This is a genomic window from Pseudoalteromonas sp. SWN166 (assembly GCF_015864485.1).
GTDB lineage: Bacteria > Pseudomonadota > Gammaproteobacteria > Enterobacterales > Alteromonadaceae > Pseudoalteromonas.
In genome coordinates, this window is sequence record NZ_JADYXB010000038.1 from 1 (window position 1) to 16,627 (window position 16,627).

Consider the following 16,627-nt stretch of genomic DNA (forward strand, 5'->3'; position numbering starts at 1 on the left):
TATCAAGTAACCAATGACTAAGCATAAAAATACCCTCATAATCAAAAGATGATAAGGGTATTGTGAAGCAACCAAAAGATCGGTCAACCGATCAAAAATACCTTAACTGATCGGTGTTATCACAAAGTGAGGCTTTTCGATAAACAGCTTAAAAAAGAGGTTTAAGCGTTTTCTAACATAGACAGTGCGACCGCTTCAGCCGCTTTAATACCATCAATACCCGCTGATAAAATACCGCCCGCGTAGCCTGCGCCTTCACCTGCAGGGTAAAGCCCTTTAGTGTTAATGCTTTGGAATGTTTTGTCGCGCTTAATACTAATAGGCGACGAAGTACGTGTTTCAACGCCGGTTAGTAAACCGTCGTTAGTTGAAAAGCCACGAATTTGTTTATTAAACGCTGGTATCGCTTCGCGAAGGGCATCAATAGCAAATTGTGGTAGCACTTTACTCAAGTCAGTTAACTTAATACCGGGTGTGTAAGAAGGTTGTACTTCACCTAAATTTTCTGAAGATTTACCTTTCAAAAAGTCGCCAATTAGCTGTGCTGGTGCATCGTAGTTACTACCACCGAGCTCATATGCTTGCTCTTCAAGTTTGCGCTGTAAGTCTATGCCTGCAAGTGGGTTACCTGGGAAGTCTTGCTCTGGCGATATGCCTACCACAATAGCGCTGTTAGCGTTGCGCTCACTTCGTGAATATTGGCTCATACCATTGGTGACAACGCGGCCTTCTTCAGAGGTTGCCGCGACTACAGTGCCACCTGGGCACATACAAAAGCTGTAAACTGTGCGGCCATTGTCGCAATGATGAACAAGTTTATAATCGGCAGAGCCTAAAATTGGGTTACCTGCATTTGTGCCAAAACGACATTCATCGATCATTGATTGTTTATGCTCGATTCTAAAACCGACTGAGAATGGCTTTGCTTCAACGTATATGCCTTTTTTGTGGATCATATCAAAGGTATCACGCGCACTGTGACCAACGGCTAATACAACATGGCGAGTGTTTAGTTGCTCGCCATTTGAAAGCGTTAAACCTGTTACTTGCCCGTCGTCTAAATGAATATCGTCAACACGTGTGCTAAAGCGAATTTCACCACCGAGCTCAATAATACGTGCACGCATTTTTTCAATCATGGTGACAAGTTTAAACGTACCAATGTGCGGCTTACTTACATATAAAATTTCATCGGGTGCGCCTGCTTCTACAAATTCAGTAATGACTTTACGGCCATAATGCTTTGGATCTTTTACTTGGCTGTATAATTTACCGTCTGAGAATGTACCTGCGCCGCCTTCACCAAATTGTACATTTGATTCGGTATTAAGTGTGCGTTTACGCCAAAAGCCAAATGTGTCTTTGGTACGTTCACGTACTTCTTTACCGCGTTCTAATATAATTGGATTAAAGCCCATTTGAGCAAGTAACAAACCTGCAAATAAACCACACGGGCCAAAACCAATCACAACAGGGCGCTCTGTTATATTTTCGCGGGCTTGGGCTACAAATTTATAGTTTGTGTCTGGCGCTATTTTTACATGTTGATCTTTTTCAAATGTAGCGAGTAAATCGGCTTCGTTATCAACTTCTATATCGAGTGTATAAATAAGTAAAATAGCTGATTTTTTACGTGCGTCATAACCACGCTTAAACACATTAAAGCTGTGCAATTGTTCTGGTTGGATTTTTAGTTTATTTACAATTGCTTGACCAATTGCATCTTCGACATGATCAAGTGGCAGCTTTATTTCGGTTAAACGTATCATTTATATCTCTTTTAGGTGTCATAGCGGAATATTATTTACCGCTCACAATAAGGGGATGCAGAGCACAACGGATGTGCAAACATAAGGCGCGTATTTTACGTTAAAATAGGGCTATATGGCACTTATTTATTGTATTTTTGGGGTGGATGGGTATGATCCGCAACTGTTGTTTAAAATCTTAGGTATTAAAATAGTATGGCGTTTGTAGTCACCGAAAATTGTATAAAATGTAAGTACACCGATTGCGTATCGGTGTGCCCAGCAGATGCATTTTTTGAAGGCCCTAATTTTTTAGCCATTAGCCCAATTGATTGCATTGATTGTGGTTTATGTGTCCCGGAATGTTCAGCCGACGCAATTTATCAAGAAGATGAACTCCCTGAGTCTCAAAAAGAATTTACCGAATTAAATGCTGAACTTGCACTCGTATGGCCGCGTATTACTGAGGTAAAGCCTGCACCAGAGGACGCTGATGTTTGGAATGGCATAGATAACAAACTTAAACTACTCGAAACATGATAAGTAACAATTAGTTACTCCTTTATCATTAAATAGTTAATTTTTTCATTTCAAAGTATTAACAAATGTACCCGGATAAATTACAATCCTCAGCTTAAGTTGCTCCTTATGAGTAATTACAGTCTAAATGGATGTTTATGCAGTACTTTATAACTATAATAAAAAAGTCTACCTTTCTATTTTTAATTTTCGTTTTATTACTCTCAAGCTCTAATGTAGCGGCTGAAAAACAGCAAGTATCCTTATCCCGTATTGATTCTAATATCACCGTTGATGGTGTTATGGATGAAGCGCATTGGCAAAATGCGACACGTATTCCTTTAATCTACCAAGACGAGCCTAACGAAAAAGGCACTCCGCCTGTAAAAACGGATGCTTTCATTTACGAGGATGGCACAAACTTATATGTTGCCTTTGTCGCAGAGGATCCAAACCCTGAGCAAATTCGTGCATCACTGCGTGACCGCGATACGTTGTGGGAAGACGATGTAGCCATTCTTGTTATTGACACCTTTAATGATGAACGCAGTGGTTATGAATTTCATGTGAACCCGCTTGGCGCACAAGGCGACATTCGTATGACCGACACTGATGGCTGGAGCTCTGATACCTCATGGAATGCTATTTGGGATAGCGCGGGACAAATTAACGAGCAAGGTTATGTTGTTGAAATGCGTATTCCTTTTAAGGCACTACGTTTTCCTGAAAATCAAAAAGAGCTAACGTGGGGTTTTTCAGTAATGAGAAACTATCAGCGTGATGTTTTGTATCAGCTATCAAATATGGGATTTGATCGAGATACAAAATGCAGTCTTTGTCAGTTTGATAAGTTAGTGGGTTTTAGCGATATAGAATCAAGTAAAAATATTCAACTTACACCTACGCTAACCACACTACGTAATGACAATAAATCAGAGCTACCGGGTAATTGGGATAATGGCGATATAGACACCGAAGTGGGCTTAGATTTACGTTGGGGCTTAACAAAAGACGCTGTTTTAAATGCAACAATTAACCCTGATTTTTCGCAAGTAGAAACAGACTCTTTAGAGCTTGATGTAAATACAACTTATTCTATTTATTACGCTGAAAAGCGTCCTTTCTTTTTAGATGGTGCTTCTTACTTTAAAAGCAGCCTATTTGAACTTTTATATACACGTACAATTGCAGAGCCTACTTTAGGTGCAAAGCTAACCGGTAAAACGGGCGATCATAGTTATGCTTTAATGCTCGCTGATGACGACAATAGTAATATTTTATTACCAAGTAATCATGGCTCTGATTTTGCAAACCTAAATGAAAAAACTAATGCAGTCGCAGGGCGCTATCAATTTGATAATGGCGAACAAGGAACAATTGGTATTTCAACCACCCATAGAGAAAGCGACGACTATCATAATACCGTATTATCAGTAGATGGGAGTTACTGGTTTAATCAATCGGACACTCTTTTGTATCAAGTATCATCGGCTGATACCCGTAACTCTGAATTTTTAATCGAAAATTATAATTTATCTGAAACTCAGTCAGATGAAGCTTATGCCCTGGAACTTACCCGTGATAAACGTGATTACAAACTGTTTGCGTCGTATGAAAATATTGGCGATGACTACCGCACTGATTTGGGTTATCAAGAAAAAGTAGATTACGAAAAGGTTGTGTTTGGAGGCGGGCAGACATGGTATCGAGATGAAGCTGATTTGCTTACTTCATGGTCATACGAAGCTGATTGGGATAAAACGTGGGCACAAAACGGTGACTTACTTGAAGAAGAATACGAAGGTTTTTTAAGCTTTAAAGGTCAGATGCAATCTATTTTTGAAATTGGTTTAGTACATCGCTATGAAAATTATAACGACAATTTTTACAATCAAAATATTGGCTATATTTACACAGGTTTCAAACCCACTAAAGATTTAAAGCTTTCGTTATATATTGAATACGCTAGCCGCATTGACTATACCAACGAACAGCTTGGTGATGTGTTTAACACTCAAACCCAAGTGGTATGGGATATTAACGACCACTGGCAGCTCGATGTAAAGCATAACTATAGTCAATTAGATAACCCGCAAGGGGATCGTGTATTCACTGCTAATTTAGTCGACTTTAGACTTTATTATAAATTTAGCATGCGTTCAATTCTTAAATTAATTTTACAATTTGAAGATATTGATAGAAACGAAAATGCCTACTTTTATCAAGTGAGCCAAATCAATAAAGACTATGGTAGCCAACTTGTTTACTCATATAAAATTAATGCACAAACATTATTTTATTTAGGATATTCAGATAAAGGTTACCAAGATGATTCTCTTAAAAATATTGAGCGGGATCAGCGTACATTTTTTACAAAAGTTAGCTATGCGTGGCAGCTTTAAATATTAAAATAAAAAAGGACATATATGAAAACTTTAAAAATAACGGTTGCAGCAGCAATGGTTGCTACCTTGGCAGGTTGTGCGGCCAAGCAAGATATTACTCGATTTGAAACAAACATACCTAAAACAGTATGTATTGCTGAACATAAGGCTGTTAAAGCTGGTGTTATAGATGCAATGAAAAAAGGTTTTGCAAAGCATGATGTTGAAACTCGGGTAATTCCAGCCAATTATGTATTGAAACACCAAGACTACCAGACCGAATTACCAGGTGCCGATACGACAGGATGTAATGCAGTGGCTTACTACGTAGCAAATTGGCGTTGGGATATAGCGCTCTATATGGCATACGCAAATATTTGGATTAAAGACGTTGAAACGAATGAAAAAATAGCACAAGCATCTTATCGCACCGGTGGTGGATTGGATAAGTTTATAGACGCTGAAGAAAAAATTATAGAGCTTATTGACGGTATGTATTAAATTTTAAACAATTAGAACCTTTTTGTTTATTTTTGTTAATCCCACCTATACTATATATCAAATATAATTAGTTAATCCGTTATTGTTACAATTTTTTGTTATTCTAATGGCTTAGGATTATATAAATGCTTGCTTAGTACTAAAAGCAAGCGATATAATCCGCTTTTGGAAATAGGTTCAAGGGAGAGGTAAGATAAATGGATTTTTTTTATGAATAAATTTAAACCGCTCGGTTTTATTTTCCTAATTATAATTCTATTTTGTTTTTGCATAAATATAGAGTTAACGAATCAGATTAACCGTATAAATCTATTTCACACCAGTATTGATATACGAAGCTTCGAAATAACGAATACAACACTTGATATGGCTCCTTGGTATAATCCGATCTTAAATGGCCACTATATAATCCAGCAGCCTACTGCGGATTTTTTGCTTATTAAAACCACTGACACCCATTTTGTAGCTGCTGATTCAAGTAAGTTAATTATGATTACACTTGCATCACCTATTAATTTTTTATTTTTATGTGTTTTAATATTTAGCTGTGGTTTGTATTTACGCAGAGAGCGCAGAAAACGTCACTATAAAAACCAAATTGCTGAGCTTAATCATCAGGCTAATAGCTTACTCACTGCATTTAACCTACAAGTAAAACCAGCAGAGAACCCTTTGGGTGTAAGTAGCTTAAGCCAATCAATAAATAGTTTAAATACACATGTGGCCAATTATGTAAAACAAACCCAAACAAGTATTTGCCAAGATAAACTGACGTTATTAATTGACCGTCATGCATATATTGAACATATCGACAGACAAATTAATCATGCTAATCAAGAAGATCTTAAGTGTGCGCTCCTGTTTATAGACCTTGATGGTTTTAAACAAGTAAACGACTCGTTTGGTCACAGTTTTGGTGATGAAATATTAGTTCAAGTTGCTAGTCGACTTGCGAATGTTTTACGCCACCATAAATTAAGTAACATAAATAGTGCTAACCAATTAGAGCAAAACCTATCTAGACTCGGAGGGGATGAGTTTTCTATTTTCATAGAGTTACTTGATGATAGCGATAGAGTTATTGAAATTGCAAAGCACGTGCTAAGTGAACTTGAAAAAGACTTTGTGCTAGGCAATAAAATAGTAAAAATTAGTGCCAGCATTGGTATCGCGGCATATCCAGAAAGTGCGTCAACGCCGCAGGCCCTTTTACAATTAGCTGATGTTGCTATGTACAGAGCTAAAAGCGATGGTAAGGGAATATTTAAAGTTTACTCACCAGAAATGGGTAACAAAATGCGCCGTTACCATTATTTACTTGAAGAGCTGCGTTTAGCGGTTGCGTGTAAAGATTTTTACTTATCTTTTCAGCCAATTGTGCATGTTGAAGATTGTATGATTGATTACTTCGAAGCGCTTACACGCTGGAACCACCCAATTGAAGGTATGATCCCGCCTTCAGAGTTTATTCCGATAGCAGAGGAGTCTAATTTAATATTAGAGCTTGGCGATTGGATTATGCTTGAATCGTGTCGGCAAATGGCTGCTTGGCACAATGCAGGTATGCGCAAAGTAAAAATATCAGTTAACGTTTCGGGCATTCAACTAAAGCATCGTGATATTTATGATTGGGTAATGAAAAAACTTAAAAAAACCGGCTTACCAGCGACGTCTTTAATGCTGGAAATTACAGAATCAACGTTTATTAAAGCCAGTCCTAAAATAATTAAAGAGCTAAGTAGGCTAAGAGAAGAGGGTATCACTATTGCTATTGATGACTTTGGTACAGGTTTTAGTTCTTTAAGCACATTAGCGGATTTACCAATAGATGTTATAAAAATTGATCGCTCATTTATAGCACAAGCCAATAAAAGCCAAAAATATTACGATATATTAAATACAATTAGTGAGCTTGGACAAAAGCTAGGTCTTAAAATTGTAGCTGAAGGCGTTGAAGAAATAGGGCAGTTTGAACTTGTTAAAAAAATGGGTGTAAGCTCTGTTCAGGGTTATTTAGTAAGCCGCCCTGAGTCATCGGTTAATGTAGGTAATAAAGTATTACGCAATAACACCAGTAACCTTTCAGCATCAGGTACAAGTGCGTGGGATATTGTTAGTTAGTTAGTTAGTTTACAAATAAAAATGCCACTCTAAATAGAGTGGCATTTTTTGTTTAATCAGTAATTATTGTATTATACCAACCTGCATAAATCTTTGATCAATTTAACGAATTAAATTGCACTATAACGTCGTTAAAAATTTTTTATTTAGAACAACTAGATACAAAAATTTTTGCCTAGTTCTAGCGTAATTTTCTTAACGTTAAATAGACCGCATATATAAGCAGATTGGTATTAAAGATCAAATGTGCGTGAAACAGCAAGTACAATACGCTCATCAGCATAATCGTAATCTAAGCTTGTGTTTTCAGCGGCCACTTCAATACCAAACCCTTCATAACTAGTTTGATATGCTAAACGGTAATGGTTGTATGATTTTTTCTCGTTTACGTCCCACGCCCATTTTTGTCCATCAAGCGAGTTTGAAATATCAAAGCTTGCACGTAGTGCATGATTTGGAGCCAGCTCATAGGTGTGTGCAATCATTGAGATTACATGCCCTCCACCTTGACCAAAGTAATCCCAGCTGTACCAAAAATTAAGCTCAGTTTGGCCGTACTCACTTGCGTAACCAAATTTAGTGTAAGCCTCAGCGTAGTTGCCATCGCTGTTATTACCTTGATAAGTGTAATACGCAATACCGTAGTCAACGCTAAATTGCTCATCAAGTTGTACATACTTACCTACATAGGCATCAAGCTCAAAATCAGTGTCGTCACCAAAATCTACATTTGAAGCCCAAACACCTGCGTAAACACCGCTATCAAAGGCGTAGTCTAAGCTACCTTGAATTGCAGGGTCGCTATCAGTTTGGCTCACACCATTAAAAGTGTAGTCAGACGCTGCCGTGATTGTTGTTGACCAATCAGCTGCTGCAGTCGTTGATAAAAGTGTAAATGGTAGTGCTACTACTAGTTGTTTTAGTTTGTTATTCATTATTTATCCCTAGTGTACTGTGTCTATTTTTGTGTAATCAATTGCGTTTGCTTTTGGTGAGCTATCTATATTCGTTACTGTTTTAAATTTACTGTAACCAATAAAGGCGGCACAGATAAAGAACAAGCCAATAACTAAAGCACCTACCCACTGAATTTGTAAAAATTCTAGTTTAAACAGTAATGTAAGTAACGATAGAGCAACAATATTACCTATCATGTATTTCATTTTGCCAAAACGCTTTACGGTAAAATTTAGGTTATCTGTGTATAAACGTACTAACGAATCTAGAGAGTTAATTACAAATATAATACCTACAAATACCATGGCAAAGTTTTTAATACCTTGAGTTGGGATGCCCGCCTCGTGGTAGTGATAAAGTACGCTAAACCAAATCGCAATTGGAATTGAAGGGAAAATCAACATCGCACCCAATACTTGGTATGTTTTAAGTCCACCAACAAAACGTGATGTAAATTGACCAATCATTATGCTCCACGCAAACCACCAAAATAAGTAAAACTCATGGTAATCATTAAGCGGCAAAACAAATTCATTAATGTTTGCAAAGTAAGTGCCAATAGAACCTAAGTTATTCGTAAATGCTGACATTTGACTATCACCAATTACAAATGCGCCAGCCCACATAAAGGCGATTAAAGCTAAAAATAACCACGTAGTAGAAATACTTAAAATACGTACATATTTAATATCAGTACTTGAGTAAACCGCAAAACAGATAGCCGCAAACACAATTAAATAAAACTCAGAAACTATGCTTGTTCCATCACCTAATTCGGGTAAATACCACGGTAGGTTTGTAAGCAGTAAATAAGCGGTAAATGCACATGTACCAATAATTACAACATTATTGATAAATTTAACCCAAGGAATTTCGAAAAATTTCACTTTAGGTTCTATTACACAGAAATAAAAGCACGTAAGAAAGTAAAATCCCCAGATCAAAAATCCCCAGTAGCCAAACTCAATAGCCAGTGGATTTGCAAACGCGTATTCTGGGCTTGCTTTTATGTCTGCATAACCTGCAAACTCAGTTAAAGGAAACATAATAAGGCCAACATCAAGGCCAGAAGTAAATAATATTGCTATAAACGTAAAGGTTCGAACTGGTGTTACACCTACTACGCGCACATTACCCCATTTAATTAAAATAGTGATAATGGCAAGTAAGGTAAAAATGATGCCTGCATTAAGCCAAATAGTCATTGTTACCCTCCAGTAATGAATAAAAATAATTCATAAGCACTCCGTATTTTATTGTTTTATTCTCGCATTAACACAACGTAACCTATTTACATCGTGTGCCACTGCAAGGCACGCACAGGTTTAGCCCGACGAGACTAAACCTAAGCATGTGGCTAAAGTTAGATCTTTGAACTACGTTGTGTTTCTTGCCAGTTTGTTGTTATGGCAACATTCACATCCGATTTCTGTAATGGGTCTTTACCTAAAATTATGTCAGCTGCTTTTTCGGCAACCATAATTGTAGGCGCATTCAAGTTTCCGTTAGGAACTGTTGGGAATATAGATGAGTCAACAACACGTAATCCCTCAATACCATGCACTTGGGTATTAGAGTTAACAACGGCCATATCATCTTCACCCATTTTGCACGAGCAAGAAGGGTGGTAAGCACTTTCTACGGCTTGGCGTACAAAGGCATCTATTTCTTCATCTGTTTGAATATGTTTACCGGGTTGAATTTCTTCATCTCGGTATTCATCAAAGGCATTTTGCTCGATTATGTCGCGTGTTAAGCGAACGCACGCTCTAAAGCCTTCAATATCGTCTTGATGCTCAAGGTAATTAAATAAAATGGTTGGTGGTTGCTCAGGATTTGCAGAGGCAATAGTCACACTACCTCGGCTTTTTGGTTTGTTATGACCAACATGAACCTGAAAACCATGACCTGCAAATGCACTTCTACCATCGTAACGCATTGCTGCTGGTAAAAAGTGATACTGAATATCTGGCCATTCAACACCTGGTTTTGAGCGAATAAACGCACACGATTCAAAATGATTCGTTGCACCTAAACCCGAACGCGTTAATAACCAGCGTGCGCCAATCAAACCCTTTGAAACAATGCCTAGCTTGCCGTTAAGCGTGATAGGTTGCTTACACTTGTATTGAAAGTAAAACTCAAGATGATCTTGTAAGTTTTGACCAACACCAGGTAGATGATGCTGTACTTCAACGCCTGCGTTTTCGAGCGCTTGAGTATCACCAATACCAGAGAGTTGTAAAATATGTGGAGAACCAATTGGCCCTGCACTTAATACAATGTCTTTTGTTGCATGGGCAGTTTTAACGTCGCCATTTACTTTGTATTCAATGCCAGTAGCTTTTTTGCCGTCTAAAATCACGCGTTGTGCTAGTGCACCAGTAATAATTGTTAAATTACTACGCGATTTAACAGGGTCTAAATACTCACGAGACGCAGAGCTGCGCACGCCGTCTTTTACGGTCATGTGCATTGGGCCAAAACCCTCTTGCTGCGACGCGTTGTAATCATCTGTTGAGGCGTAACCGGCTTGTACACCTGCTTTGATAAAAGTGCGATAAAGCGGGTTTTGCATTTCGTTGCCGTTATTAACGCCAAGCGGGCCTTTGCCACCACGGTAAGTATTTTCACCAAGGTAAAAGCTTTCTGCTTTTTGAAAATACGGTAAACATGATTGGTAATCCCAACCGTTTGCACCGTGTTGCTGCCATTCGTCAAAATCTTTTGCGTGGCCACGTACATACACCATGCCATTGATAGATGACGAGCCGCCTAATACTTTGCCTCGTGGGCAATGCATTTCACGGTTATCTAAATGAGGCTCAGGCTGCGTATGAAACTGCCATGCGTATTTATCGCTATTCATAGGAATAGATAACGCGGTTGGCATTTTTATAAAAATACTTTTATCGCTACCGCCAGTTTCAAGTAGTAACACGCGGTTATTTGAATCTTCAGACAAACGGTTTGCTAAAACACAACCCGCCGAACCCGCGCCAACAATAATATAGTCGTAATGATTACTCATAGTAGGGCGCCTTAAAATGGGCTTTCTATGTCGGCCATACCAACATAAATAGACTTAGTTTGCGTGTATTGATCAAGCGTTTGAATACCATTTTCACGGCCAATACCCGATTGCTTATAACCACCAACTGGCATTTCAGCAGGTGAGTTACCGTATGCATTAATCCAACAAATACCGGCTTGTAACTTATGAATTACGCGGTGAGCACGTTTAATATCACTCGTAAATACGCCAGCTGCTAAGCCTAGGTGTGTACCGTTAGCGCGTGCAATCACATCGTCTTCGTCGTCAAAAACAAGCACGCTCATTACTGGGCCAAATATTTCTTCTTTAACGATAGTCATATCGTCATTACAATCAATAAATACAGTCGGTGCTACAAAATAGCCATTAGGTGCAGATTCTGGTGAAAGCTTTGTACCACCAGTTAAAAGCGTTGCACCTTCTTCAATACCTTTATTAACGTAGCTCATTACTAGTTCTTGGTGCTTTTTAGAGATAAGTGCGCCAAAGTTTGTATTTAAATCTTGCGGGTCACCAGCAATAATGTTTTTCTCAGTGCGCGCTTTAAGCTCATCAATAAACTGCTGATAGATATTTTTATGAACGTAAATACGAGTACAGTTAGTACAAATTTCGCCTTGCGTATAAAAGTTACCTAACATAGCAGCGCTAACCGCTTGCTCAATATTGGCATCATCAAATACTAATAGTGGAGATTTACCACCAAGTTCCATTGTTACATCTTTTAACGTACCGGCAGCACTTGCCACTACTTTTTTACCTGTGCCTACTTCACCTGTAAACGATACTTTATCAATGTCGCTATGCTGTGTTAGCCACTGGCCTACATCGCCCGCGCCTTGAACAACATTAAACACACCTGCAGGTACGCCAGCTTCAAAAAACACTTCAGCAAGCTTAATAGCGCCAAGTGGTGTTTCCTCAGATGGTTTAAATATAAATGCATTACCAGCAGCAAGGGCAGGGCCCGACTTCCAACATGCAATTTGTAGTGGGTAGTTCCATGCACCAATACCCGCACATATACCTAGCGGTTCTTTACGTGTGTAGTAAAAGTCATCACCCACCATTTGCTGTTGGCCTACTTGTGCTGGCGCAAGGCCTGCAAAGTATTCAATTACATCAGCGCCGGTTTCAATATCAACACAATTTGCTTCTTGCATTGGTTTACCGGTGTCTAGTACTTCTACAAGTGCTAGCTCATCATTGCGCTCGCGTAAAATAGCCACTGCTTTTAATAAAATGCGGCTGCGTTCAATGGGTGTCATCGCTGACCACTGAGCAAAGCCTTGCTTCGCACTCTCAATGGCTGCGTTTTGAATAAATTTGTCGGCAATCTCTACTGCGTAAATAACCTCGCCCGTAGCTGGGTTTGTTACATCAAATGTTTTGCCGCTCTGATTTGCAAGAAAATGGCCGTTAATAAAATTTTGATAGACAGGTGTAGTCACGCTAGGCTCCATATTGCTTGATAAGTGAAAGTACATAGCTTTTTGCTAACTGTTCACTGTGTTTAAACTGATTATTGTCTGACTTACTCAGTACTGCTCTTAACCATAGGCCATCAATCATGGCGGCGATAAGTTCAGCAGCTTGATTCGCTTGCTCAATAGGCATTAATTGCTTCAAAGAAAATGCTAAATTACTGTGCAAGCGTCTACTGTTTACATTTTGTAGTCTGTGTAATTCTTTATCGTGCATCGATTGTGCCCAAAAACTCAACCACGTTCGGGTTGTATCATTGCGTTGTTGTACAAGCGCAAAGTTGGCTTCGACAATATACATTAAACGTTCAGACGCATTTGTTTGATGGTTTACTTTGCCTATCAAGTCTTGCTTTAAGCTTGTTAGTAAGTATCGAACAGTGGCTTCAATCAGCCCCTGCTTACCATTAAAATAATGACTAATAATACCCGACGATAAACCTGCATTTTTACTAATGCTGTTTATAGTCGTTCCTTGCAGACCTTTGCTTGCAACAGATTCTATAGTTGCGTCAATTAACTGCTGACGCCTGACAGGTTCCATTCCAACTTTAGGCATAATTTTTATTAATTGAACGTTCAATAAAGATAAGCTTAAGGTAATAGCTCTAACAATTCAAGGCTGAGGTAAACATCTAGATGCCAAAATGTAGATGAATAATTAATAAAATCGCAACTAATGCGATAAAGAAGGTAAAGTTTAATTTTATTTAAATGCATATAAAACATAGTGTTGTGGAGGTTGTTTTGAAATTAAATAATAGTAATGATTTGTTTACAGCAATAAATGAATAAAATGTGTAAAAATTGTTAGCTCAGTAATAGTTAGAGTACTAATAGTATTATTTTAATGCAAAAGTACACTAAACCTGCAATTGCTTAGTGCTCTAATAAATTTATATCGAGAGTAAGCTTTGCGGTTTTATCGTTTTAAAGCGCTTGGTTTGAAAGGTTAAGTTTTGAAAGGTCAGGCATTATTAATAACGCCTTTAAAAAGTAGGGGGTAACGTCTTAGTCTATTGCCAATATAGTCATCAGCTAAAATTTGCTGGCAAATAAAATCAATATCTTCGCTTGCTTCAAAAACCCAATCAAAGCGCTCTATAGCCAGTAAAAAACCACGCTTTAAATGAGTTTGAGCACGGTATTGTTCTAAATTGTCTTGAATAATTGAGACTTTGCTTGGATCAGCTTTAAGCTCTTCTACTACTTGGTTTATAAAAGTAGTATTGAGCTTACTAGTAGGGCGGTTCCTGAGTTTTCGTGGGTGCATTAGCTCTCGTTAGCAATGTTGTATAATTTTTTCAAAAAATCATCTTTATTTTTTTCGTGTTCGTAGTCTAGATGATAAGTATTATGAAAACCAAAGCGTAATTCAACACCGCTTCCCTGCAAATATACAGTGTAACCATCTACATCTGAATAAGCAGTAACACCTTGATAATGTTTACCTTCGTCAGTCATTTCGCCTTTTTGAATGATGCGTTCATACACGGCTAAAATCTGTTTGTTGTCAATTTCGTTTTTCATACTTCACCCTTTTATTTAATACCTCATACGATAAGGATATGAGGGTCGATCATCTTAAAAACAATAGCTAAAAATGTGTGATATTGCTTTGTAATTTAGCCTTTTTAAATTATGCTCAAAATTCATTTAATGTTGAGCTTACACCATGATAGACAAGGCGTTACTACTAAAAACTCGTGAGTTATCGGATCAATTAATTGCATTGCAAACGCCAATTAGGATACTCGATGCTATTAATTGGGATAAACAAACTAAAGAGGAATTTTTTAGACAAAAATGTCAAAAAAATCCACTTATCGATCGTGCTTATTATCAACAGCGCGACCTTGGTTTTGTCCCTAGCGAGTTACGCCAAGCGTTTTCTACTTTGCACCGTAACATTATTAACCAATTAGGGCAGTTGAATCCGATTGCTCAATATATGGGAAAAATGTGCACTGAATATAAAACAGTATTAAGTATGCTTGAATATCGTGGTACGCCAGAGTTTCATGATTTATCGGTGGAGTTATTTGGTCATCCTAAAGATTTATTTCATGCGGGTGAGCCATCACTTTCTGAACTAGCTAACATGTTAGACAAACCGCTGCAAAATTTACTCATAGCCGACATACTGCCTGACGACCCTAAAAATATTAATGCTGTAGACGCTGTGCGTATTTTGTCTGAGCAAGTAAATGCCAGTATGGCAGGCATAAATGTAGAGGTAATGCTTAGCGATGGTATTGTTAGTGATGCAGCCGCCGGTGCTAATAATATAAAGCTTAATCAAGATGTTAAGTTTTCTCAGCGTGAACTTGATATTTTAGAAGTTCACGAAGGGTGGATACATGTAGGCACCACTCAAAATGGTTTAGCACAGCCTTATTTAACGTGTTTAAGTAAAGGCACGCCTAGCTCGACTATTACTCAAGAAGGCTTAGCGGTATTAACCGAAATTATTACATTAAAATCGACCCCAAGGCGTTTATCTAAATTAGTTAACCGGATTCAAGCAGTTACAAAGGTAATTGACGGTGCTGAGTTTGTAGATATATACCGTGATTACGTAGCGCAAGGTTTATCAAAAGATGACAGCTACACACTCGCGCAGCGTGTATTTAGAGGCAGTACGCCAACAGGTTTGCCTTTTACAAAAGATATTGCCTACATTAAAGGTTTTGTATTGGTTTATAACTTAATACGCGTTGCAATACAGCTTGGTCGAATAGATAGACTCCCTTTATTACTGGTAGGTAAAATATCGATAGATGATTTTAGATTAATATCGCAGCTTCATGATTTAGGTGTAATAGAGAGCCCTCAATATGTGCCACCCCACTTTAAAGACTTACGCGGTTTGGCAACGTGGTTGAGCTTTGGCCGCTTTATTGGTGACCTATCGTTTGAAAAGTTAGAAAACGATTATAAACCGTTATTTTTATAATTAATCAATGTAACTTATCAGCATAAAAAAAGCCCATAACGGGCTTTTTAAATAAAGTACTTTAGGTTTAGCTATCGAGCGTTAGTGCTTTCAAATATTTTGTCAGCTGAGGCTGCAACAAAACCCGTATAAAGCTCGCCGTCTGCTTTAGGGTAACGAATAGCAAACTCATAAAAGCAACTAGGAATGCTCATATCGCCATTACTAAAGGTAACTGAGTATTCATCAGCCAAAGTTGACGATTGCTCTAGTAACACCTCTGGTGACCCTTTAACTTCGCCGCCTGATGTATTAAGCGAAAAGCCAGCATCTTTCAGAGCTTGATTAACATCATGAATATTATCAAACTTAGCAAGCGTATTAATATTTACAGTAAAGTGGTTAGCACGATAACCCCACGCCGACATCCACGCTGCATATTCGCTTTCAGCTAGCAGCTGTTTGTAAGTATCGGTGCTTACTTGCCAATGTGTTCCTGAGTATAAAAAGTTATCTGCAGTTACGGCGTTTTCGTCAATATTGCTTACCATATCGGTTACGATAGCTTGTAACTCAGGTGAGCATTTTTCGACTAATAACTCAGAGATAAACACTTTTGGCTGATTAGGATCGCTATGCTCGTAGTGCTTTGCGTAGAGTTTTTTAGCTTCAAAGTGGTATTCACCACATTCTTTGTAACCAATCGCTAAAAAGTGAGCTGCGAGTTTTTCAAGGCCGACCTTTTCAATATTAAATGTGCGCAGTGCAATATGATCGTTAATAATGTCATCTTTTTGCGTTGACCCTAAAAGGTCATGAATTTTGTCTGCCGATGGAGTTACGTTTAAGTAGTTTTCCCAAAGGTTATTAAATAATGTGTTTACATCAGTATGCATATCAAATCCTTAAATCTTAAAATTTAG

At 38.1% G+C, this 16,627-nt stretch carries 14 protein-coding genes; 5 read left to right on the forward strand and 9 right to left on the reverse strand.

The features are described 5' to 3' along the window. Positions 1–161 precede the first annotated feature (161 nt). Positions 162–1,769 carry an NAD(P)/FAD-dependent oxidoreductase gene (locus tag I6F49_RS16970; protein WP_197181406.1) on the reverse strand — a complete coding sequence of 536 codons (1,608 nt, stop codon included), beginning with the start codon at positions 1,767–1,769 and terminating at the stop codon, positions 162–164. Between the two features lie 195 nt (positions 1,770–1,964). On the opposite strand from I6F49_RS16970, the gene fdxA reads away from it, so the two are divergent. The 4 genes from fdxA to I6F49_RS16990 all read left to right on the forward strand — a co-directional run bounded on the left by fdxA (position 1,965) and on the right by I6F49_RS16990 (position 7,273). Continuing rightward, positions 1,965–2,288 carry a ferredoxin FdxA gene (gene fdxA, locus I6F49_RS16975; protein ID WP_024599924.1) on the forward strand — a complete coding sequence of 108 codons (324 nt, stop codon included), beginning with the start codon at positions 1,965–1,967 and terminating at the stop codon, positions 2,286–2,288. Positions 2,289–2,425: 137 nt separating this feature from the next. Next, a complete protein-coding gene (locus I6F49_RS16980) occupies positions 2,426–4,669 on the forward strand; it encodes a carbohydrate binding family 9 domain-containing protein (RefSeq protein ID WP_197181407.1) in 2,244 nt (747 codons plus the stop codon). Between the two features lie 24 nt (positions 4,670–4,693). Next, entirely contained in the window at positions 4,694–5,152 is a 459-nt protein-coding gene (locus tag I6F49_RS16985) for an Sbal_3080 family lipoprotein (protein WP_197181408.1), read from the forward strand. A 366-nt stretch (positions 5,153–5,518) separates the two neighbouring features. Continuing rightward, the gene (locus I6F49_RS16990; RefSeq protein WP_442961271.1) at positions 5,519–7,273 is read left to right on the forward strand and encodes a putative bifunctional diguanylate cyclase/phosphodiesterase; all 1,755 of its coding nucleotides are present in this window, start codon (positions 5,519–5,521) and stop codon (positions 7,271–7,273) included. Positions 7,274–7,506: 233 nt separating this feature from the next. On the opposite strand, the gene I6F49_RS16995 is transcribed toward I6F49_RS16990, so the two are convergent. The 7 genes from I6F49_RS16995 to I6F49_RS17025 form a co-directional block, all read right to left on the reverse strand. Beyond that, entirely contained in the window at positions 7,507–8,208 is a 702-nt protein-coding gene (locus tag I6F49_RS16995) for a TorF family putative porin (protein ID WP_197181410.1), read from the reverse strand. A gap of 9 nt (positions 8,209–8,217) precedes the next feature. Continuing rightward, a complete protein-coding gene (locus I6F49_RS17000) occupies positions 8,218–9,435 on the reverse strand; it encodes a BCCT family transporter (protein ID WP_166421205.1) in 1,218 nt (405 codons plus the stop codon). 158 nt (positions 9,436–9,593) lie between these two features. After that, positions 9,594–11,261, reverse strand: coding sequence for a choline dehydrogenase (gene betA / locus I6F49_RS17005; RefSeq protein WP_197181411.1), 1,668 nt, complete (start codon positions 11,259–11,261; stop codon positions 9,594–9,596). 11 nt (positions 11,262–11,272) lie between these two features. Continuing rightward, positions 11,273–12,736 carry a betaine-aldehyde dehydrogenase gene (gene betB, locus I6F49_RS17010; RefSeq protein WP_197181412.1) on the reverse strand — a complete coding sequence of 488 codons (1,464 nt, stop codon included), beginning with the start codon at positions 12,734–12,736 and terminating at the stop codon, positions 11,273–11,275. 1 nt (position 12,737) lies between these two features. Continuing rightward, positions 12,738–13,313 carry a transcriptional regulator BetI gene (gene betI / locus I6F49_RS17015; protein WP_197181422.1) on the reverse strand — a complete coding sequence of 192 codons (576 nt, stop codon included), beginning with the start codon at positions 13,311–13,313 and terminating at the stop codon, positions 12,738–12,740. A 423-nt stretch (positions 13,314–13,736) separates the two neighbouring features. Beyond that, the gene (locus I6F49_RS17020; RefSeq protein ID WP_197181413.1) at positions 13,737–14,042 is read right to left on the reverse strand and encodes a hypothetical protein; all 306 of its coding nucleotides are present in this window, start codon (positions 14,040–14,042) and stop codon (positions 13,737–13,739) included. Continuing rightward, a complete protein-coding gene (locus tag I6F49_RS17025; RefSeq protein ID WP_165741143.1) occupies positions 14,042–14,299 on the reverse strand; it encodes a DUF3081 domain-containing protein in 258 nt (85 codons plus the stop codon). The genes I6F49_RS17020 and I6F49_RS17025 overlap by 1 nt, the downstream gene beginning before the upstream one ends. 145 nt (positions 14,300–14,444) lie before the next feature. Between I6F49_RS17025 and I6F49_RS17030 the strand changes: the two genes are divergently transcribed. Next, complete coding sequence (locus I6F49_RS17030) at positions 14,445–15,725, forward strand: flavohemoglobin expression-modulating QEGLA motif protein (protein WP_197181414.1); 1,281 nt, start codon at positions 14,445–14,447, stop codon at positions 15,723–15,725. Between the two features lie 71 nt (positions 15,726–15,796). Here I6F49_RS17030 and I6F49_RS17035 read toward each other — a convergent pair whose 3' ends face one another. Further along, the gene (locus I6F49_RS17035) at positions 15,797–16,600 is read right to left on the reverse strand and encodes a DUF1338 domain-containing protein (RefSeq protein WP_197181415.1); all 804 of its coding nucleotides are present in this window, start codon (positions 16,598–16,600) and stop codon (positions 15,797–15,799) included. Positions 16,601–16,627 lie beyond the last annotated feature (27 nt).

Coding starts and splice junctions, on each gene's coding strand:
- I6F49_RS17020 (WP_197181413.1), bottom strand. CDS start 14,042: ATGCACCCACGAAAACTCAGGAACCGCCCTACTAGTAAGCTCAATACT.
- I6F49_RS17035 (WP_197181415.1), bottom strand. CDS start 16,600: ATGCATACTGATGTAAACACATTATTTAATAACCTTTGGGAAAACTAC.
- I6F49_RS16990 (WP_442961271.1), top strand. CDS start 5,519: ATGGCTCCTTGGTATAATCCGATCTTAAATGGCCACTATATAATCCAG.
- I6F49_RS17030 (WP_197181414.1), top strand. CDS start 14,445: ATGATAGACAAGGCGTTACTACTAAAAACTCGTGAGTTATCGGATCAA.
- I6F49_RS17025 (WP_165741143.1), bottom strand. CDS start 14,299: ATGAAAAACGAAATTGACAACAAACAGATTTTAGCCGTGTATGAACGC.
- I6F49_RS16985 (WP_197181408.1), top strand. CDS start 4,694: ATGAAAACTTTAAAAATAACGGTTGCAGCAGCAATGGTTGCTACCTTG.
- I6F49_RS16995 (WP_197181410.1), bottom strand. CDS start 8,208: ATGAATAACAAACTAAAACAACTAGTAGTAGCACTACCATTTACACTT.
- betA (WP_197181411.1), bottom strand. CDS start 11,261: ATGAGTAATCATTACGACTATATTATTGTTGGCGCGGGTTCGGCGGGT.
- betI (WP_197181422.1), bottom strand. CDS start 13,313: ATGGAACCTGTCAGGCGTCAGCAGTTAATTGACGCAACTATAGAATCT.
- I6F49_RS17000 (WP_166421205.1), bottom strand. CDS start 9,435: ATGACTATTTGGCTTAATGCAGGCATCATTTTTACCTTACTTGCCATT.
- I6F49_RS16980 (WP_197181407.1), top strand. CDS start 2,426: ATGCAGTACTTTATAACTATAATAAAAAAGTCTACCTTTCTATTTTTA.
- I6F49_RS16970 (WP_197181406.1), bottom strand. CDS start 1,769: ATGATACGTTTAACCGAAATAAAGCTGCCACTTGATCATGTCGAAGAT.
- fdxA (WP_024599924.1), top strand. CDS start 1,965: ATGGCGTTTGTAGTCACCGAAAATTGTATAAAATGTAAGTACACCGAT.